The following is an 18,861-nucleotide window of genomic DNA, read 5'->3' on the forward strand; positions in this document are numbered from 1 at the left end:
CCATGGGCCGCAGCCGCTATTTGGTTACCGAAACCGACAAACCGCATTTCCTCACCTGCACGGTGATGGAATGGCTACCGTTGTTCATCCGCCCATACATTGTCGACCACGTGCTTGATTGCTGGCGCTATCAACAAACTCATCACGACTTGAAGCTGTATGGCTACGTGATCCTGGAAAACCACCTGCACTTCGTCGCTCAAGCACCCGATCTGAGCAAATGCCTCAGCCAGTTCAAATCATTCACCGCGCGACAGATCATCAATGACTTGCAAACCAAAGGCGCCGACAAAGCCCTGCAGCGTCTGCGCTTCAGCAAACGCGCGCATAAGCAGGATCGGGTTTATCAACTGTGGCAAGAAGGCGCGCACGCAGAGATGGTCTACAGCGAATCAGTGATGCGCCAGAAACTTGAATATATCCACAACAACCCGGTGAAACGCGGTTACGTGGATTTACCGGAGCATTGGCGGTATTCGAGTGCCAGAGACTACGCGGGCATTGCGGGGCTTATCGGGGTTCAGCGCTGGTATTGAAATGGGACGCGGAGCGTCCCGGGCTGCGTTCCCACGCAGAGCGTGGGAACGATCATATTCAGAACTCAATCCGCACATCACCTTTAGGCACACTGCAGCAAGACAGGATGAAACCCTCGGCCTCGTCATCCTCGGTAATCCCGCCGTTGTGCTCCATCTCCACTTCGCCGCCGAGCTTCATCACCTTGCACGTTCCGCAAATGCCCATGCCGCAGGCTTTCGGGATCATCAGGCCCAGTTTGGCCGCCGCCGCGTGCACGGTTTCGCCCGGTGCCACACGGATGCTCTTGCCGGAGGCGGTGAATTCGACCTGATGCAGATCCGCTGCGTCGATTTCCGGCGCATCGGCTGCCTGCTCGGCTTGCTCCACCGCGTCGGCACGCGCTTCCGGTGGCGTGGCGCCGAACGATTCCTCGTGATAACGCGACATGTCGTAGCCGGCGTTTTCCAGCAGGCGCTTGACCGCGGTCATGTAGGGCGTCGGGCCGCAGCAGAACACTTCGCGCTCGAGGAAGTCCGGCACCATCAGTTCAAGCATCTTGTGGTTGAGGTAGCCGCGATAACCGGCCCAGGGCTCACCGAGGCCATGTTTCTCGCAGATCAAGTGCAGGCTGAAGTTGTCGATCCGCGACGCCATGTGTTCCAGCTCGCGGTGATAAATGATGTCTTTTGGCGAGCGCGCACTGTGGATAAAGGTCATGTCGACGTTGGCGTTGGTGTCGTAGAACCAGCGCGCCATCGACATGCACGGGGTGATACCGACGCCGCCGCTCAGATACAGAACTTTCGGGCTCGGGAAATCGATGGCATTGAACAACCCGACCGGCCCGTGCACTGCCAACTCTTGCCCTTCATGCAGCGTGTCGTGCAGCCAGTTGGACACCTTGCCGCCCGGCACGCGCTTGATCGTTACCGAAAAGCTGTACGGCACCGACGGCGAGCTGGAAATGGTGTACGAGCGCATGACCGGCTGGCCTTCGATTTCCAGCTCCAGGGTGACGAACTGCCCCGGCTTGAAAAAGAACATGATCGGTTGATCGGCCATGAAGCAGAAGGTGCGCACATCCCAGGTTTCCTGGATGACTTTGACGCAACGGACAATGTGTCGGCCATTGGCCCAGGTCTGGGTGGTGACCGGATTCAGGAAGCTGTTGGACATGCTGTTCTCCACGGCCGACTGTCGGCCTCATGTCGGCGATTCTGCGTATAGCGCGGACCGCGCGTTTACCTATCCGCGACATTGACATACTTATCGCGACCAGCCCTTGAACACCGGGGCTTGCGCGTCGGGAACAGATTGCACCATGTCGCCCATGGATAAGGTTCGGGGCAGCGCCGGCCCCACACTCGCCCCAACACAAGACGACTTCTTTACACCTTGCGTAGCAACCGTTTTGCAGCACACCTGATCAGCCACTTTCGCCGGCCACGCAGAGGGCCATGAGGATTACATCGATGGACGTCACCGCAAAAATCAGCCTGGGCGATCCGCTGGAACCCGCACGCAAGGCCACCGCACAAATGCTCCAGGAACGCGAGCGGACCTTTTCCCTGCCGCAGCCGTTCTACAGCGACGAGCGCCTGTTCGATATCGACATGCAGGAGATCTTTCAGAAAGAGTGGTTGATCGCTGGCATGACCTGCGAAATCCCCGCCAAGGGCAACTACCTGACCCTGCAGGTCGGCAAAAACCCGATCATCGTCATTCGCGGCGCCGAAGGTGTGGTGCACGCATTCCATAACGTCTGCCGCCACCGTGGCTCGCGCCTGTGCACCAGTGAAAAAGGCAAGGTCGCCAAACTGGTCTGCCATTACCACCAGTGGACTTACGAGCTGGACGGTCGTTTATTGTTCGCCGGCACCGAGATGGGCGCTGACTTCGACATGAAGCAGTACGGTCTCAAACCGGTGAATGTGAAAACTGCCGGCGGCTACATCTTCATCAGCCTGGCGGAAAACCCGCCGGCCATCGATGACTTTTTGTCGACGCTCAACCATTACATGGAACCGTACGACATGGAGAACACCAAGGTGGCGATCACCACCACCTTAATGGAAAAGGCCAACTGGAAACTGGTGTTGGAAAACAACCGCGAGTGCTACCACTGCAACGCGTCGCACCCGGAACTGTTGAAAACCCTGCTGGAATGGGACGACGTCACCGACCCGCGCGCCGATCAGGCATTCAAGGACCACGTTGCCGCCTCCGCCGCTGCCTGGGAAGCCGAGAAGATTCCGTACGCTCACGCCAGTTTTGGCCTGCGCAACCGCATCGTGCGCATGCCGCTGCTCAAGGGCACTGTGTCGATGACGCTCGACGGTAAACAGGGCTGCGCGAAACTGATGGGCCGGATCAAGAACCCGGACCTCGGCTCGATGCGCATCCTGCACCTGCCGCATTCGTGGAACCACTGCATGGGCGACCACATCATCGTCTTCACCGTTTGGCCAATCAGCGCCCAGGAAACCATGGTCACCACCAAATGGCTGGTGCACAAAGATGCCGTTGAAGGCGTCGATTACGACGTCGAGCGCATGCGTCAGGTGTGGGATGCGACCAACGATCAGGACCGACGTCTGGCGGAGGAGAACCAGCGCGGAATCAACTCCACCGCGTACCAGCCGGGGCCTTACTCGAAGACCTATGAGTTTGGCGTGGTCAACTTTGTTGACTGGTACAGCGAGCGGATGTTGAACAACCTCGGGGCTGAGCCAGCGCCGTACCTCAAAGGTGTACCGGTTCAGGGCTAATAAGCAAAAGCATCGCGAGCAGGCTCACGCCTAGTTTGGAATGCGCTCCCCTGGAGTGAGCCTGCTCGCGATAGCTATTGCACAGTCACCCCATCCTCAAACTCTGATTGCACAATTTCTGATCAACCACCCCGCCAGCCATATCCAGCAAGCCCCCCAGCCTTCCGCAAACAAGTTATCCACATACCCACCCACAGCAATTGGGGGTAACTGTGGATGAAACGGAAAATATCCTGCTGATTTGCAAAGAAAAATCGTGACTTATTCAAAACCACGGTTTCTGGAAATGATTGATCGCTTTTTGATCAACCCTCTACAGGTCGCGAATTTAAAGGCCTGTAGCGGGTAGCAAACACGTTATCCACAGAAGCGCCAACAGAGATCGGGGGTAACTTTGCTTGTTCTGTGGAAAAGCGCGCCGGCTTGGGGAAAAGACCTCGTCCATGCGGCTTTGATTGGAAAAAGACCTCGTTTGATCAAAATATGATCACACCCTTGCAAGCCTTGTTCCATAAGGCGTGTAGAGGAAAGCGAACATCTTGTCCACAGAAGCGCCAACAGAGATTGGGGGCAAGTTTTTGCAGAGTCTTGTAGAAAAACTTCTTAAAATCCGTAAGTTACGCTGATTACTTTCTGATCATCGGGCTGGAAGGCTTGATTGGCGTGGCGTGCAGGGAGGGGCGAACACGTTATCCACAGATCCGCCAACAGGGATTGTGGGTAAACAACACGAAACTGGCTGCGAATGAATGCAATTGTGGGAGCGAGCCTGCTCGCGAATGCGGTAGATCAGTCGACACATGTATCAACTGACCGTCCGCTTTCGCGAGCAGGCTCGCTCCCACAGGGGTTGTTCAGTGCCTGGAAAAGCCTTGCTAGCGCACGACACCCTCTTCGATCAGCAACTTGAGGATGGCTTCGGCGCCAGCCTGCGCGGTTACACCTTTCAAAACCTGCCCACCGCCACCACTGGCCTTCGCCGTGGCTGCCTTCATCCGGTCAGCCCCGCTCTTGGCCTTGATCACTTTCAAGCGCTTGGGCCGTGGCTTGGCCGGTTGCAGCGTGGCGACGGCCAGAAGCTGGTCGTCCACCACCTCGACTTCATCAGCCTGCAACACGCCCCGTCGCGCCGGCCCATAAGCACTCTGCCGAGGCTTCGGCGCAGCGTTATCCACAGTCGCCAGAAACGGCAGCTTCACCTTCAAGCGTCGCCGCTGCCCGCGCGGCAACGCTTGCAGCACCAGCGCCGAACCGTCGTTGATCGACTCGACCTGCGCCAGCCCGACCACCAGCGGCCAGCCCAGCCCTTCGGCCAGCAGAAACGGCAACATCCCCGAACCTTCGCCGGTTTCCGCCTGGCTGCCGGTCAATACCACTTGCGCACCCGCGTCACGCAGGTACGCCGTCAGCGCCGGCAACGCGTCGGCGCCAGCCGGTTGTTCCAGCACGTGCATCTGCTCAAGACCCATGCCCAGATAGGCGCGCAGTGCCGGTTCGGCGATGTCGCCAGCGTGCAGCACTTGCAGGTTATCCCCAGCCAGTTGCAGGCCCAGTTCGACCGCGCGGGCATCCTGTTCGGCGCGCCGTGGCCGGCCGGAGGTCGGGTGGGCGCCAATCGAGACCAGACTGATAACGTTCGTGTTCATAGGGTTTCCTTAAGCCGCATCGCGCTTGGCTTCGTTGCGGTAAGCGGCGACCGCTTCGATCAATGCTTGCAGAATCCCTGCGCTTTCGCCGATCACCGAGAGGTCGGCACGCTTGATCATGTCGCAGCCTGGATCGAGGTTGATCGCCACCACCTTGTCGCAGGCGCCGATACCTTGCAGATGCTGGATCGCGCCAGAGATACCCACAGCCACATAGACCCGCGCGGTGACCCAGGTGCCGGACGCGCCGACCTGGCGATCACGGGCCATGAAACCATCGTCCACCGCCACGCGCGAAGCACCCTCGGTGGCGCCAAGTGCTGCGGCGGTTTCGTGGAACAGCGCCCAGTCCTTCACGCCGTTGCCACCGGAGAAAATGAATTCGGCTTCGGCCATCGGAATCGCGCCCGGGTCCACCGCCACCGCACCGAGGTCTTCGATTCGCGACAGGCTGCGCGCGACGCTTGTGGATAACTCTACCGGCAGTGCTTCGTGACGGGTTTCGCTGACTGGTTCGGCGCATTCGGCCGCCGCCAGAATCAACCGCGCAACCGGACGGGCCAGATCCTGCAACCCGGCACCGGCACGGCCGATGCATTCCTGGTCCTTCACTTGCCAAACGCGTGTTGCCGGGCGTTCGCCCAGCGCTGCAGCAAAGCGTCGGCCGAGTTCGCCGCCACCGCTACGACTGTCCGGCAGCAACCAGTGGCGCGGGTTGAACTGGTTATCCACAGCCCGCAGCCCTTGCACCCGTTGTTCCGGTGCATAACCGCTGAACTCGTCGCCTTCAAGTATCAGCAAGCGATCGACGCCGGCGGTTTCGAAAGTGCTTTCCTTGTGCTCGCCAAACACCACCGCCAACACCGCGCCGTCCGTACCGGCCAGTTGATGGGCAAGACCGAGCAGGTCGCGGTCGTGGCTGCTCAGGCGGCCGCCGACCATGTCCGGCACCACGCTGATGTAAAACGCCGGGGCCGGCACCTGATGCAACGGCAATTGCACCTCAACCGCGGCCGAACGCTTGACCGCCCCGCCCTGTTGCGCGCCGCTGCGGTCAATGCGCTTGATGCCGTTGGGGCCGATGAAACCGATACCGTGCAGATTCTTGCGGATAACGCCATTCGGGCCCATCCAGCTGTGTTGAGCCGGCTGCATCGCCGCGTGCAACGGATGCAGGCGGTTGCGCGCGATCCATTCGGCGCGCGGGTCGCGGCGGATAATGTCGCTCATCAATGCACCTCCGCAGGTTCACGTTTGGCCGGTATCGCCGGTTTGCTCGGCGCGGCGTCTTCGAGCAACGCATCGGCCACCAGTTCGGCAATGTCCTTGATCAGCGGACGCGGTTCGACCACGCCTTCGAGCATCGCCGTGCACTGTGGACAACCCACGGCCACCAGTTCGGCGCCGGTCTCGCGGATGTCGTCCATGCGCATGTCGGGAATACGCTGCTTGCCCGGAATGTCAGTGATCGGCGCGCCGCCACCACCGCCGCAGCAGCGCGATCGGAAGCCGGAACGTTGCATCTCTTTGACTTCGATGCCGAGGGCACGCAGCACTTCGCGCGGCGCTTCGTACTCGCCGTTGTAGCGGCCCAGGTAGCACGGATCGTGATAGGTCACGCTGTTGCCTTTGTGCTGACCGAGGTTCAGCGCGCCAGCCTGGATGATTTCAGCCATGTAGGTGCTGTGGTGCTGCACCAGATAGTTGCCATCGAACGCGCCGTACTCGTTTTTCAGCACATGGAAACTGTGCGGATCGCAGGTGACGATGCGGTTGAAGCTGTATTTGGCCAGGGTCTGGATATTGCGCTTGGCGAGCAACTGGAACGTCGCTTCGTCGCCAAGACGCCGTGCCACATCACCGCTGTCGCGTTCCTCAAGGCCGAGCACCGCGAAGTCGATTTTCGCCGCTTTCAGCACTTTGACGAAGGCACGCAAGGTGCGCTGATTGCGCATGTCGAAAGCGCCGTCGCCGACCCAGAACAGCACGTCGGTGGTTTTCTTCTCGCTGAGCAGATTGAGGCTCAGATCCGCTGCCCAGTTCATCCGCCCGCCCGGTGCGAACCCGCCTGGGTTGTCGGTGGCGATGAGGTTTTCGAGGACTTCGGCGCCCTTGTTCGGCGTCGCACCTTTTTCCAGGGTCAGATGACGGCGCATGTCGACGATGGCATCGACGTGCTCGATCATCATCGGGCATTCCTCGACGCAGGCACGGCAAGTGGTGCATGACCACAGGGTTTCGGCATCGACCAGACCGTTGACGATCGGCTGATGCGGATTGCCGCCGTGTTCGCCCACGGGCTTGCCCGGATACGGACTACCCGCGAATTTGGCATCGGTGCCACCGGCGAGACCGACGACCATGTCCTGAATCAGTTTTTTCGGGTTCAGCGGCTGGCCGGCGGCGAACGCCGGGCACGCGGCTTCACATTTGCCGCACTGCACGCAGGCATCGAAACCGAGCAACTGGTTCCAGGTGAAATCCTTGGGTTTTTCCACGCCCAGCGGCGCATCGGGGTTGTTCAGGTCCAGCGGCTTCAAACCGGTCGAGCGACCGCCGCCGAAACGTTCCGGGCGACGGTGCCAGGCCAGGTGCAGGGCACCGGCGAAGGCGTGCTTCATCGGCCCGCCCCAGGTCATGCCGAAGAACAGTTCCGACACGCCCCACAGCACGCCAACACCGAGAATGGCCGCCAGCACCCAACCACCGAAGTTCTCCGGCAGGATCCCGGCCACCGGCAAGGTCACCAGAAAGAACGACGCGGAAAACGCCAGCAGGCTTTTCGGCAGGCGCATCCACGGGCCTTTCGACAGGCGAGCTGGCGGGTTGCGCCGACGCAGGTACATGAAGATCGCGCCGACGAACATCACCGCCGACATCAGCAGCAAGGCGTAGCCGAGGATGCGGTTGTGCAGGCCAAAACCGTGCACCAGAATCGCCAGCACGATCGACGCCACTGCACCGCCCGCCGTGGCGACGTGGGTGTTGGCGATGTATTTGTCCCGCGCCACGACGTGGTGCAGATCGACCATGTAGCGCTTGGGCATGGCCAGCAGACCGCCGAGCAGATCGACCTTCGCCGCCCGCCCCCGGCGCCACATGTTCATCCGCCGCAGCGCGCCGAGGACCGCAAGGCCCAGGGCTGCGAACAACAGGATTGGAAGAAGGGTGTTCAACATAGGTGCAGCTCCCACCAGACAGCCTGGAGAAACACGATCCGCTTTACTGTGGGAGCGAGCCTGCTCGCGAAAGCGGTGAATCAGTCAGCTCATCTTTCACTGACAGATTGCATTCGCGAGCAGGCTCGCTCCCACAGGGTTTGGTGCAAGTCCTTAGAAATCCTTGCACAGCCGCAGGGCGTCATAGATCGCGGCGTGTGTATTACGCTGCGCCACGCAGTCGCCGATGCGGAACAGCAAGTAGCCGTCGCCCGCTTCGCTCAGCGAAGGTTGCGGCTGGATCGCGAACAGCGCTTCGACGTCGATCTGGCCCTTGTTGCGCGAGCCGTCCTTGAGGGCGTAGTAGATTTCTTCGTCCGGGCGCACGCCGTTTTCGACGACCACCTGATCGACCACCCGCTCCTCTTTCGCGCCGGTGTACTCGTTCTCCAGCACCGCCACCAGCTTGTCGCCTTCGCGGTAGACCTTCTCCAGCATCATGTCGCCGGTCATGATCACTTCTTTCGGGTACATGCTGCGGTAGTAGGTCGGGAACGACGTACCGCCAATGGCCACGCCCGGTTTGATGTCGTCGGTGACGATCTCGACCTGGCTGCCCTTGTCGGCGAGGAAGTCGGCGACCGACATCCCGGTGAACTCGCAAATGGTGTCGTAGACCAGCACGTTCTTGCCCGGCGCGACCTTGCCGTCGAGCACGTCCCAGCTGCTGACCACCAGCCCTTCGGCGGCGCCCCAGTGCTCGTTCTGCTCCAGGTACGGATGGCCGCCGACTGCCAGCACCACCACGTCTGGACGCAGGTCCATGATGGTGTCGGCATCCGCGGCCGTGCCCAGGCGCAGATCGACTTTCAGTCGCGCCAGTTCCAGCTGGAACCAGCGGGTGATACCGGCGATCTGGTCGCGCTGTGGTGCTTTCGATGCGGTAGTGATCTGCCCGCCGATAAATTCTTTCTTCTCGAAGAGGGTCACATCATGGCCACGCTCGGCAGCCACGCGTGCGGCTTCCATCCCGGCCGGGCCGGCACCGACGATCACCACTTTGCGTTTCGGCCCGGTGGATTTCTCGATGATGTGCGGCACGCCCATGTACTCGCGGGAAGTCGCGGCGTTCTGGATGCAAAGCACATCGAGGCCCTGATACTGGCGGTCGATGCAGTAGTTGGCACCAACGCACTGTTTGATCTGGTCGATCTGGCCCATCTTGATCTTGGCGATCAGGTGCGGGTCAGCGATGTGCGCGCGGGTCATGCCGACCATGTCGACGTAACCGCCTTCAAGGATGCGCGTGGCCTGGTTCGGGTCTTTGATGTTCTGCGCGTGCAGAACCGGCACCTTGACCACTTCCTTGATCCCGGCAGCCAGGTGCAGGAACGGCTCCGGTGGATAGCTCATGTTCGGAATGACGTTGGCCAGGGTGTTGTGGGTGTCGCAACCCGAGCCGACCACGCCGATGAAATCGAGCATGCCGGTGTCGTCGTAATACTTGGCGATCTGCTTCATGTCCTCGTGGGACAAACCGTCCGGGTGGAACTCGTCACCGCACAGGCGCATGCCCACGCAGAAGTCGTCACCGACCTCGGCGCGTACGGCCTTGAGCACTTCCAGACCGAACTTCATCCGCCCTTCGAAGCTGCCGCCCCATTCGTCGGTACGCTTGTTGACGCGCGGGCTCCAGAACTGGTCGATCATGTGCTGGTGCACGGCCGACAGTTCGACGCCATCGAGGCCACCGGCCTTGGCCCGGCGCGCAGCCTGGGCGTAGTTGCCGATCACTCGCCAGATTTCTTCCGGCTCGATGGTCTTGCAGGTGGCGCGGTGCACTGGTTCACGGATGCCCGATGGCGACATCAGGGTCGGCCAGTTGAAACCGTCCCAGCGCGAGCGGCGGCCCATGTGGGTAATCTGAATCATGATCTTGGCGCCATGCTTGTGCATGGCGTCGGCCAGATTCTGGAAGTGCGGAATGATCCGGTCGGTGGACAGGTTGACCGAGCTCCACCATTCCTGCGGGCTGTCGATCGCCACCACGGACGAACCGCCGCAGATGGCCAGGCCGATGCCGCCCTTGGCTTTCTCTTCGTAGTATTTGACGTAGCGGTCGGTGGTCATGCCACCGTCAGTCGCGTAGACCTCGGCGTGCGCGGTGCTGAGCACGCGGTTGCGGATGGTCAGTTTGCCGATCTGGATCGGCTGGAACATTGCTTCGAAAGCCATGGCACGGTCCTCGGCTTACAACGGCTTGACGGTGAACAAGCCGTCATCGTGGCCCTCTTCGGAGCCTCCGTAGACTTGTTCGGCGACAGTGCGAATCTTGCTGCCACGGGCTTCGAGGATCTGGTCCATGGCGCCGGCAAACCAGCCGGTGAACATGTAATCGACCTTGCGTCCGACCTTGCCATAGACGTAGACAAACGCCGAATGCTCGAGCTTGACGCTGGCGGTGCCTTTGTCGAGGTCGATGTCCTGAATCTTGAACAGACCCCAGCCGCGTTGCGACAGGCGCTTCATGTAGTGTTCGAACACCGCAACGCCTTCCAGACCGTGGCATTCGGCCTCTTTTTCGCACCAGTGCCAGGCGGACTTGTAGCCGGCCTTGTAGAGGATTTCGGCGTAGGCATCAGCGCCCAATACTTCTTCGATGCCCATGTGGTTATTCACGAAAAAGTGACGCGGCACGTAGAGCATCGGCAGGGCGTCGGAGGTCCAGACACCGGTCTCGCTGTCGACTTCGATTGGCAATTGCGGGGCGATCTTGGCCATGGAAACTTAACTCCAGAAAAATTCGTGGTCGGTACTCAGCAAAGCTTTTGCTTTGCTTTTATAAACAAGCCGTGTGAATGACTTTGGAGCCGTAGCGAGCACGTCGAGAGCAAGGAAGGACCGGAGCGACAAGCGAGACAGTACGGGACGTACGGCGAGCTTGGCGCGAGGACCTGACGCAGCTATCGGCGAGCGGAGTAGGCTCCAGAGTTATTCACTCGCCCCAGACGTCCTTGAGGACGTTCACCCAGTTCTCGCCCATGATCTTGCGCACCACGCGCTCGGAATGGCCGCGTTTGAGCAGGGTTTCGGTGAGGTTGGGGAATTCGCCGACGGTGCGAATGCCCAGCGGGTTGATGATCTTGCCGAAGCTGGTCAGACGGCGGGCGTAGCCCTTGTCGTGGGTCAGGTATTCGAAGAAGTCCTGGCCGTGCCCCTGAGTGAAATCGGTGCCGATGCCGATGGCGTCTTCGCCGACGATGTTCATGGTGTATTCGATCGCTTCGGCGTAGTCGTCGATGGTCGAATCGATGCCCTTGGCGAGGAACGGCGCAAACATGGTCACGCCGACGAAACCGCCGTGGTCAGCGATGAACTTCAGCTCTGCATCGGATTTGTTGCGCGGGTGCTCTTTGAGCCCTGACGGCAGGCAGTGCGAGTAGCACACCGGTTTTTTCGATTCAAGGATGACTTCTTCTGAGGTCTTCGAACCGACGTGGGACAGGTCGCACATGACGCCGACGCGGTTCATCTCGGCGACGATCTCGCGACCGAAGCCCGACAGCCCGCCGTCACGCTCGTAGCAACCGGTGCCGACCAGGTTCTGGGTGTTGTAGCACATCTGCACGATGCCGACCCCGAGCTGCTTGAACACCTCGACATAGCCGATCTGGTCTTCGAAGGCGTGGGCGTTCTGGAAGCCGAAGAGGATGCCGGTCTTGCCCTGCTCCTTGGCGCGCCGGATGTCGGCAGTGGTGCGCACCGGCATCACCAGGTCGCTGTTCTCGCGGATCAGCTTTTGGCTGGCGGCAATGTTGTTCACGGTCGCCTGAAAGCCTTCCCACACCGACACAGTGCAGTTGGCCGCCGTCAGACCGCCCTTGCGCATGTCTTCGAACAGCTCGCGGTTCCATTTGGCAATGATCAGACCGTCGATAACGATGCTGTCGGCGTGTAATTCGGCTGGGCTCATCAGGCGTCCCCTTGTTGGCGATTCATGCGCCGAATCGTCTGCCGGCGCTTTGGGGCCAGCATATGCCTAGGTGTCGGGGCGACCGGGTGCAAAAACGACAGGGGAATTGCCGAAAGCGTCAATCCGCGACAAAGGGTCGTGCGCCGCCCTCCTCGGCTGGCTGTTCAAGCCCGCGCGCTTGCGCCAGAATCTGCCGCAGCCTGCACATACCAACGGATTAGAGCGACCCCAATGAAATCGATCTTCCTCGCCCTGGCACTGATTGCGACCGGCGCCCACGCCGCCGAAGAATCCGAGAACAACCCGTGCGACGCGGTGGAAAACGACATCCAGACCCTGGAATGCTCGGCCTACAGCCGCAGCACCGCCGAAGACCTGCTCAAGGACAACTACGCCAGCCTCAACGAACGCATGCAGACGGCGTACGGCAAGAACCCGACGCAACTGGCCGACATCACCGCCAAGTTGAAGACCGCACAGCAGCAATGGTTGAAGACCCGTGATGCCGATTGCGCAGTGGAAGCGTTCCCGGCGACCGCGGGCAGCAAAGCGTTCACCATTGCGCAGAATGATTGCGTGGCGCGGATGAGTGATGAACGGTCGGAGTTTTTGGAGTCGATCGGGCAGGAGTGATCGGATTTTTAGAAGGCTACCGCGGGCTTCATCGACCGAACTCCCTCCTTAACCATTTCGATCAGGCCGTCACGCTTTGCTTTGATAGCCAAGAGTGACGCGCCCACGCAACATGCCGACACGCCTTGTTTATTGGTCGCTGGAAAAATATAAGCAAAGATTCGCGAATCTTATAAAAGACTTATATTCTTCTATGAACAGCATCCATTGGACTCGCAAAGCTGTTAAGCAGCTTTTGAAATTGCATTCCGTGCACCAAGGGAAGGTTCGCGACGCCGTAACGGCGCTTGCCGACATGCCCGATGTTGGCAACGTAAAAGCATTGGTTGGTCATGACTACGCTTACCGGCTGCGTGTCGGCAATTATCGAGTCATGTTCGACTGGGATGGCGCAATTAAAGTGGTCAGTATTCAAGAGGTAAAAAAACGTGATGAACGCACCTACTGACGTTCAAATAATCAATGACGCGGAAGGTAACCCTGCGTTCGTGGTTATCCCCTACGCTCAATATGTCGCGCAGAAAATACAGCCCGATCTGATTCCCCATGAGGTTGTCAGTCGAATGGTTGACGGCGCGACACCCATCCGCGCCTGGCGCGAACATCTCAATCTGACTCAGGAAGAAGTCGCCAAGCGCATGGGCATTTCGCAACCGGCGTTTGCTCAACAGGAAACAGTCGCCAAGCCGCGCAAGGCCACCCGCGAGAAAATCGCCGCCGCGTTCGGCATCACAGCCAGTCAGCTTGAGCTGTAGGCTGCCCTCTATTCAAAGGAATTCCCATGAACATCTGCGGCATCGAAATCAAAGGCAGCGAAGCGATCATCGCCGTGGCTGCGCTCGACGGTTCGACTCTGAGCCACGTCCCTCTCGCCACGAAAAAAATTGCCCTCGATGACGATGACGAAGCGGCCAACGTGAAGCTGTTCGCAGCACAGGTGGCGTCGTTTGTGCGGGAGAACTCGGTGGACCGGATTGCGATCAAGAAGCGCAGCAAGAAGGGTGAGTTTGCCGGTGGGCCGACGACGTTCAAGATTGAAGGTGTGTTTCAGCTGCTGGACGGGTGTGAGGTGACGCTATTGTCGCCGCAGACGATCAATGCGCAGGCGAAGAAGCACAATTTCGAACTGCCAGGGACGTTGAACAAGTATCAGCATGAGGCTTACAAAGCCGCCTGCTCGGCGTTGGTGAAGAAGTAAGTAAGCCTCTCTCAGACTCCGAAAATTAAATGTGGGAGCGAGCCTGCTCGCGAATGCAATGTGTCAGGCAACATCAGTGTTGGATGACAGACCGCTTTCGCGAGCAGGCTCGCTCCCACATTGCTTTCATGCAAGCCTATTCAGGCCTGCGCGGTACGCCGGTCTTCGCGCGGGCAGCGGGCAAATTTTGCGCGATAGCTGCGGGTGAAATACGATGGTGATTCAAAACCGCAGGCAATGCTCACTTCGAGCACGCTCATGTCGGTCTGGCGCAGCAGTTGCCGCGCCTTCTCCAGGCGCAGGCGCAGATAGAAATTGCTCGGCGTATCGTTCAGATGCAGCCGGAACAAGCGCTCCAGCTGCCGCCGGGTGACCTTGATCGATTCCGCCAGTTGCAGCGTGGTCAGCGGTGGTTCGCTGTGCTGTTCCATCTCGCCGATCACCTGCACCAGTTTCTTGTTGCTGATGCCATAGCGCGTGGCGACTTCCATGCGCTGGTGGTCTTTGCGCGGGCGGATGCGCCCCAGCACGAATTGCTCGCTGACCTGAATCGCCAGTTGTGGGCCGTGAGCCTGGGCGATCAGGTCGAGCATCAAATCAATCGACGCCGTACCACCCGCCGAAGTGATCCGCCGCCGGTCGATCTCGAACAGCTCCTGGGTCACGCTGAGCTGGGGATAAGATTCCTTGAAAGCATCGATCGCCTCCCAGTGCAGCGTCAGGCGATGCCCGTCGAGCAGGCCAGCTTCGGCGAGGACGAAACTGCCGGTGTCGATACCACCGAGCGTCACACCGTCGTTGTCCAGGCGGCGCAACCAGTGCTCCAGCGTCGGCGTGATGAACTTCAGCGGTTCGAACCCGGCCACCACCAGCAAGGTCGCGCCTTTCTTCAGCGATTCCAGCGCGGCATCGGCGTTGACAGACATGCCGTTGCTGGCCAGTACCGGCCCGCCATCGGCGCTGAGTACATGCCAGCGATACAGCTCGCCACGAAAGCGGTTGGCCACGCGCAGCGGTTCGATCGCGGAGATAAAGCCAATGGCGGAGAACCCCGGCATCAGCAAAAAGTAGAAATCCTGGGACATGGGCGCACTCGGTTGGCGGACGCGTGGAACGTTGATACGCCGTTTGCCGACGGCATTCAAGCGTGCAGGTCGCTACAGTGCAATTGCCAGTCGCCGCAGTGCGCTTTCACCGGGCCATTGCTGCGTAACTTGGCCTCACCGGCGCGCAGATGCCGGAAACCACAACAATCGAACTGCCGAGGAACCCGACATGAAACGACTGATCAGCAGCTGCGTTCTTGCACTCAGCGGTACCGCTTTTTTGAGCACCGGCGTCATGGCGGCCGAACCGGCGTCCTGCAAGAACGTGCGCATGGGCGTGGTCAACTGGACCGATGTGATCGCCACCAGTGCCATGACCCAGGTACTGCTCGACGGCCTCGGCTACAGCACCAAACAGACCAGCGCCTCCCAGCAGATCATCTTCGCCGGGATTCGCGATCAGCGCCTGGACCTGTTCCTCGGTTACTGGAACCCGCTGATGACCCAGACCATCACCCCGTTCGTCGAGGCCAATCAGGTCAAGGTGCTTGAGGCGCCAAGCCTGAAAGACGCCCGCGCGACCCTCGCGGTGCCGACCTATCTGGCGGACAAGGGCCTGAAAACCTTTGCCGACATCGCCAAGTTCCAGAAGGAGCTGGGCGGCAAGATCTACGGCATCGAGCCGGGCTCGGGCGCCAATACGCAGATCAAGGCAATGATCGCCAAGAACCAGTTCGGCCTCGGCAAGTTCCAGCTGGTGGAATCGAGCGAGGCCGGCATGCTCGCCGCCGTCGATCGCGCGGTGCGCCGCAAGGAAGCCGTGGTGTTCTTCGGCTGGGCGCCGCACCCGATGAACGTCAACATTCAGATGACTTATCTGACCGGCAGCGAAGACGCCCTCGGCCCGAACGAAGGCATGGCCACGGTATGGACAGTGACCGCGCCGAAATACCCCGAGCAGTGCCCGAACATCGGCCGCCTGCTGACCAACCTGACCTTCACCGCCGAAGACGAGAGCCGGATGATGCAGCCGCTGCTCGATCACAAGGACGCCTTCGAATCGGCGAAGCAATGGCTCAAGGATCACCCTGAAGACAAGCAGCGCTGGCTCGAAGGGGTGACTACCTTCGATGGCAAACCGGCCGCTGAGAATCTTCAGCTGACCAGCAAATAACCCTCATTTGAAAAGCCCCTCACCCTGACCCTCCCGAAACGTCGGACCGCCCGTAGGGAGAGGGGATTTAACGACGCTACGCAGCCCCGAACAGGGCTGCGGACAGACCTATCACGCCCCAAGGAAACCGCACCATGAACCACGACGTCATCATCACCTGCGCACTCACCGGTGCTGGCGACACGACCGCCAAGAGCCCGCACGTGCCGGTCACCCCGAAACAGATCGCTGCCGCCGCCGTCGAAGCCGCCAAGGCCGGCGCCACCGTCGTGCACTGCCATGTGCGCGACCCGCAGACCGGCAAGTTCAGCCGTGACGTGGCGCTATACCGCGAAGTGATGGAGCGCATCCGCGAGGCGGACGTAGACATCATTGTCAACCTCACCGCCGGCATGGGCGGTGACCTGGAAATCGGTGCCGGCGAAAACCCGATGGAGTTCGGCCCGAACACCGATCTGGTCGGCCCGCTGACCCGTCTGGCCCATGTTGAAGAACTGCTGCCGGAAATCTGTACCCTCGATTGCGGCACCCTGAACTTCGGCGATGGCGACACCATTTACGTGTCCACCCCGGCGCAACTAAGGGCCGGGGCCAAGCGCATCACTGAACTGGGCGTGAAGGCCGAACTGGAGATTTTCGACACCGGCCACCTGTGGTTCGCCAAGCAACTGATCAAGGAAGGCTTGCTCGACAACCCGTTGTTCCAGCTGTGCCTGGGCATCCCGTGGGGCGCGCCGGCCGACACCACCACCATGAAAGCCATGGTCGACAACCTGCCGGCCGACGCGGTCTGGGCCGGGTTCGGCATCGGCCGCATGCAGATGCCGATGGCGGCGCAAGCGGTGCTGCTCGGCGGCAACGTGCGGGTCGGCCTCGAAGACAACCTGTGGCTGGACAAGGGCGTGCTGGCGACCAATGGTCAACTGGTCGAGCGCGCCAGCGAGATCCTCAGCCGCCTCGGTGCTCGCGTGCTTACGCCGGCCGAAGGTCGCAAAAAGATGGGCCTGACCCAGCGCGGCTGAACCGAACTCACCTCAACCCTTGTGGGAGCAAGCCTGCTCGCGAAGAGGCCGGTACATCCGTCGCATCTTCATCAGCAGTGCCAGCCCCTTCGCGAGCAGGCTCGCTCCCACATGGGATCACCCAACATTCAAGGACCGCTCATGCGCTTTATCACCGAAATCAAAACTTTCGCCGCCCTCGGCAGCGGTGTCATCGGCAGTGGCTGGGTTGCCCGCGCCCTCGCCCACGGTCTCGACGTAGTGGCCTGGGACCCGGCACCAGGTGCCGAAGCCGCGCTGCGCAAACGCGTGGCCAATGCCTGGGGTGCGCTGGAGAAAAACGGCCTGGCGCCGGGCGCTTCGCAGGATCGCGTGCGCTTTGTCGCGACCATCGAAGAATGCGTGCGCGACGCTGACTTCATCCAGGAAAGCGCCCCCGAGCGGCTGGAACTGAAACTCGATCTGCACAGCAAGATCAGCGCAGCGGCCAAACCCGATGCGCTGATCGGTTCAAGTACCTCGGGCCTGTTGCCGAGCGAGTTCTACGAGAGTTCGACGCACCCGGAGCGTTGCGTGGTCGGGCATCCGTTCAACCCGGTGTATCTGCTGCCATTGGTAGAAGTGGTGGGCGGCAAGAACACCGCGCCCGAGGCTGTTCAGGCGGCGATGCAAGTCTACGAATCCCTCGGCATGCGTCCATTGCATGTGCGCAAGGAAGTGCCGGGGTTCATCGCCGACCGTTTGCTCGAAGCGCTGTGGCGCGAAGCGTTGCACCTGGTCAACGACGGCGTGGCAACCACCGGGGAGATCGACGATGCGATCCGCTTTGGCGCCGGGTTGCGCTGGTCGTTCATGGGTACGTTTCTGACTTACACCCTGGCCGGTGGGGATGCTGGCATGCGTCACTTCATGTCGCAGTTCGGCCCGGCGTTGCAGTTGCCGTGGACTTATCTGCAGGCACCGGAGCTGACTGACAAGCTGATCGATGATGTGGTCGATGGCACCACAGATCAACTGGGCCGGCACAGCATTTCGGCGCTGGAGCGTTATCGTGATGATTGTTTGCTGGCGGTGCTTGAGGCGGTCAAGACCACCAAGGAAAAGCACGGGATGACGTTCAGCGAGTAATGCGCGACCTGATCGTTCCCACGCTCTGCGTGGGAATGCAGCCCGGGACGCTCCGCGTCCCAGAAGCGTGACGCAGAGCGTCACAGGAGGCGTTCCCACGCAGAGCGTGGGAACGATCACCGCCAGGAGAAACCATGCCCCACCTCACCACCTACCAAACCAGAATCACCCCCGACTGGGTCGACTACAACGGCCACCTGCGCGATGCCTTCTACCTGCTGATCTTCAGCTACGCCACCGACGCGCTGATGGACCGTCTCGGCATGGACAGCAACAACCGCGAAGCCAGCGGCCATTCGCTGTTCACCCTCGAGCTGCACCTCAATTACCTGCACGAAGTGAAGCTCGATACCGAGGTCGAAGTGCGCACACAAATCATCGGCCACGACAACAAACGCCTGCACCTCTACCACAGCCTGCACAAGGTCGGTGATGCACAGGAACTGGCCGGCAACGAACAGATGCTGCTGCACGTCGACCTCGCCGGGCCGCGTTCGGCGCCGTTCAGTGCCGAGACCTTGAGCCATTTGCAAAGCATCGTCGCCGAGCAGCGGGACCTGCCCGCTCCCGCTTATATCGGCCGCGTTATTGCGCTGCCACCCGCCCGGTAAATCCCT

Annotated in this window: 18 protein-coding genes; 10 read left to right on the top strand and 8 right to left on the bottom strand. The window is 60.6% G+C overall.

What is annotated here, in order from left to right; translation table 11 throughout:
* Positions 1-2 precede the first annotated feature (2 nt).
* Entirely contained in the window at positions 3-536 is a 534-nt protein-coding gene (locus ACGSLL_RS05735) for an REP-associated tyrosine transposase (RefSeq protein ID WP_394504007.1), read from the top strand.
* A gap of 58 nt (positions 537-594) precedes the next feature.
* Here ACGSLL_RS05735 and gbcB read toward each other — a convergent pair whose 3' ends face one another.
* Entirely contained in the window at positions 595-1,695 is a 1,101-nt protein-coding gene (gbcB, locus tag ACGSLL_RS05740) for a glycine-betaine demethylase subunit GbcB (protein ID WP_208939476.1), read from the bottom strand.
* A gap of 296 nt (positions 1,696-1,991) precedes the next feature.
* Here gbcB and gbcA point away from each other — a divergent pair, with 296 nt between their 5' ends.
* On the top strand, positions 1,992-3,287 hold the full coding sequence (gbcA, locus tag ACGSLL_RS05745) for a glycine-betaine demethylase subunit GbcA (RefSeq protein ID WP_016772823.1): 1,296 nt from the start codon (positions 1,992-1,994) through the stop codon (positions 3,285-3,287).
* Between the two features lie 875 nt (positions 3,288-4,162).
* On the opposite strand, the gene etfB is transcribed toward gbcA, so the two are convergent.
* From etfB to ACGSLL_RS05775, 6 genes are all read right to left on the bottom strand, one after another.
* Entirely contained in the window at positions 4,163-4,933 is a 771-nt protein-coding gene (gene etfB / locus ACGSLL_RS05750; RefSeq protein ID WP_394504010.1) for an electron transfer flavoprotein subunit beta, read from the bottom strand.
* 9 nt (positions 4,934-4,942) lie between these two features.
* Entirely contained in the window at positions 4,943-6,163 is a 1,221-nt protein-coding gene (etfA, locus tag ACGSLL_RS05755; RefSeq protein WP_394504012.1) for an electron transfer flavoprotein subunit alpha, read from the bottom strand.
* A complete protein-coding gene (dgcB, locus tag ACGSLL_RS05760) occupies positions 6,163-8,112 on the bottom strand; it encodes a dimethylglycine demethylation protein DgcB (protein WP_394504014.1) in 1,950 nt (649 codons plus the stop codon). Before dgcB ends, etfA begins: the two co-directional genes overlap by 1 nt.
* A gap of 153 nt (positions 8,113-8,265) precedes the next feature.
* Entirely contained in the window at positions 8,266-10,326 is a 2,061-nt protein-coding gene (dgcA, locus tag ACGSLL_RS05765) for a dimethylglycine demethylation protein DgcA (RefSeq protein WP_394504016.1), read from the bottom strand.
* 15 nt (positions 10,327-10,341) lie between these two features.
* Entirely contained in the window at positions 10,342-10,872 is a 531-nt protein-coding gene (locus ACGSLL_RS05770) for a DUF5943 domain-containing protein (protein ID WP_005792152.1), read from the bottom strand.
* 214 nt (positions 10,873-11,086) lie between these two features.
* Positions 11,087-12,064, bottom strand: a complete 978-nt coding sequence (locus ACGSLL_RS05775) for a dipeptidase (protein WP_007962626.1) — start codon at positions 12,062-12,064, stop codon at positions 11,087-11,089.
* Positions 12,065-12,295: 231 nt separating this feature from the next.
* On the opposite strand from ACGSLL_RS05775, the gene ACGSLL_RS05780 reads away from it, so the two are divergent.
* The 4 genes from ACGSLL_RS05780 to ACGSLL_RS05795 all read left to right on the top strand — a co-directional run bounded on the left by ACGSLL_RS05780 (position 12,296) and on the right by ACGSLL_RS05795 (position 13,895).
* Positions 12,296-12,697 carry a lysozyme inhibitor LprI family protein gene (locus tag ACGSLL_RS05780; protein ID WP_073476459.1) on the top strand — a complete coding sequence of 134 codons (402 nt, stop codon included), beginning with the start codon at positions 12,296-12,298 and terminating at the stop codon, positions 12,695-12,697.
* A 193-nt stretch (positions 12,698-12,890) separates the two neighbouring features.
* Entirely contained in the window at positions 12,891-13,145 is a 255-nt protein-coding gene (locus tag ACGSLL_RS05785) for a type II toxin-antitoxin system RelE family toxin (RefSeq protein ID WP_122699694.1), read from the top strand.
* Positions 13,129-13,452: a helix-turn-helix domain-containing protein gene (locus tag ACGSLL_RS05790; RefSeq protein ID WP_394504020.1), complete on the top strand. Its 324-nt coding sequence runs from the start codon at positions 13,129-13,131 to the stop codon at positions 13,450-13,452. Before ACGSLL_RS05785 ends, ACGSLL_RS05790 begins: the two co-directional genes overlap by 17 nt.
* A gap of 26 nt (positions 13,453-13,478) precedes the next feature.
* Positions 13,479-13,895 (top strand): DUF3010 family protein, encoded by a 417-nt coding sequence (locus ACGSLL_RS05795; RefSeq protein ID WP_394504022.1) that lies wholly within the window; start codon positions 13,479-13,481, stop codon positions 13,893-13,895.
* Positions 13,896-14,035: 140 nt separating this feature from the next.
* Here the strand turns inward: ACGSLL_RS05795 and ACGSLL_RS05800 are convergent, their stop codons facing one another.
* Entirely contained in the window at positions 14,036-14,980 is a 945-nt protein-coding gene (locus ACGSLL_RS05800) for a GlxA family transcriptional regulator (protein WP_208939467.1), read from the bottom strand.
* A 190-nt stretch (positions 14,981-15,170) separates the two neighbouring features.
* Between ACGSLL_RS05800 and ACGSLL_RS05805 the strand changes: the two genes are divergently transcribed.
* The 4 genes from ACGSLL_RS05805 to ACGSLL_RS05820 all read left to right on the top strand — a co-directional run bounded on the left by ACGSLL_RS05805 (position 15,171) and on the right by ACGSLL_RS05820 (position 18,855).
* Positions 15,171-16,115, top strand: coding sequence for a choline ABC transporter substrate-binding protein (locus ACGSLL_RS05805; RefSeq protein WP_394504025.1), 945 nt, complete (start codon positions 15,171-15,173; stop codon positions 16,113-16,115).
* 134 nt (positions 16,116-16,249) lie between these two features.
* On the top strand, positions 16,250-17,137 hold the full coding sequence (locus ACGSLL_RS05810) for a beta-keto acid cleavage family enzyme (RefSeq protein WP_093097582.1): 888 nt from the start codon (positions 16,250-16,252) through the stop codon (positions 17,135-17,137).
* A gap of 141 nt (positions 17,138-17,278) precedes the next feature.
* Positions 17,279-18,244, top strand: coding sequence for an L-carnitine dehydrogenase (locus tag ACGSLL_RS05815; RefSeq protein WP_394504027.1), 966 nt, complete (start codon positions 17,279-17,281; stop codon positions 18,242-18,244).
* A gap of 134 nt (positions 18,245-18,378) precedes the next feature.
* Positions 18,379-18,855, top strand: a complete 477-nt coding sequence (locus ACGSLL_RS05820; protein WP_394504029.1) for a thioesterase family protein — start codon at positions 18,379-18,381, stop codon at positions 18,853-18,855.
* Positions 18,856-18,861 lie beyond the last annotated feature (6 nt).

This window comes from Pseudomonas retamae (assembly GCF_043496865.1).
GTDB classification, from domain to species: Bacteria; Pseudomonadota; Gammaproteobacteria; order Pseudomonadales; family Pseudomonadaceae; genus Aquipseudomonas; species Aquipseudomonas retamae.

Bases quoted from the DNA above. Each gene is read 5' to 3' on its own strand.
- ACGSLL_RS05735 (WP_394504007.1), top strand. From the start codon at position 3: ATGGGCCGCAGCCGCTATTTGGTTACCGAAACCGACAAACCGCATTTC.
- gbcB (WP_208939476.1), bottom strand. From the start codon at position 1,695: ATGTCCAACAGCTTCCTGAATCCGGTCACCACCCAGACCTGGGCCAAT.
- gbcA (WP_016772823.1), top strand. From the start codon at position 1,992: ATGGACGTCACCGCAAAAATCAGCCTGGGCGATCCGCTGGAACCCGCA.
- etfB (WP_394504010.1), bottom strand. From the start codon at position 4,933: ATGAACACGAACGTTATCAGTCTGGTCTCGATTGGCGCCCACCCGACC.
- etfA (WP_394504012.1), bottom strand. From the start codon at position 6,163: ATGAGCGACATTATCCGCCGCGACCCGCGCGCCGAATGGATCGCGCGC.
- dgcB (WP_394504014.1), bottom strand. From the start codon at position 8,112: ATGTTGAACACCCTTCTTCCAATCCTGTTGTTCGCAGCCCTGGGCCTT.
- dgcA (WP_394504016.1), bottom strand. From the start codon at position 10,326: ATGGCTTTCGAAGCAATGTTCCAGCCGATCCAGATCGGCAAACTGACC.
- ACGSLL_RS05770 (WP_005792152.1), bottom strand. From the start codon at position 10,872: ATGGCCAAGATCGCCCCGCAATTGCCAATCGAAGTCGACAGCGAGACC.
- ACGSLL_RS05775 (WP_007962626.1), bottom strand. From the start codon at position 12,064: ATGAGCCCAGCCGAATTACACGCCGACAGCATCGTTATCGACGGTCTG.
- ACGSLL_RS05780 (WP_073476459.1), top strand. From the start codon at position 12,296: ATGAAATCGATCTTCCTCGCCCTGGCACTGATTGCGACCGGCGCCCAC.
- ACGSLL_RS05785 (WP_122699694.1), top strand. From the start codon at position 12,891: ATGAACAGCATCCATTGGACTCGCAAAGCTGTTAAGCAGCTTTTGAAA.
- ACGSLL_RS05790 (WP_394504020.1), top strand. From the start codon at position 13,129: ATGAACGCACCTACTGACGTTCAAATAATCAATGACGCGGAAGGTAAC.
- ACGSLL_RS05795 (WP_394504022.1), top strand. From the start codon at position 13,479: ATGAACATCTGCGGCATCGAAATCAAAGGCAGCGAAGCGATCATCGCC.
- ACGSLL_RS05800 (WP_208939467.1), bottom strand. From the start codon at position 14,980: ATGTCCCAGGATTTCTACTTTTTGCTGATGCCGGGGTTCTCCGCCATT.
- ACGSLL_RS05805 (WP_394504025.1), top strand. From the start codon at position 15,171: ATGAAACGACTGATCAGCAGCTGCGTTCTTGCACTCAGCGGTACCGCT.
- ACGSLL_RS05810 (WP_093097582.1), top strand. From the start codon at position 16,250: ATGAACCACGACGTCATCATCACCTGCGCACTCACCGGTGCTGGCGAC.
- ACGSLL_RS05815 (WP_394504027.1), top strand. From the start codon at position 17,279: ATGCGCTTTATCACCGAAATCAAAACTTTCGCCGCCCTCGGCAGCGGT.
- ACGSLL_RS05820 (WP_394504029.1), top strand. From the start codon at position 18,379: ATGCCCCACCTCACCACCTACCAAACCAGAATCACCCCCGACTGGGTC.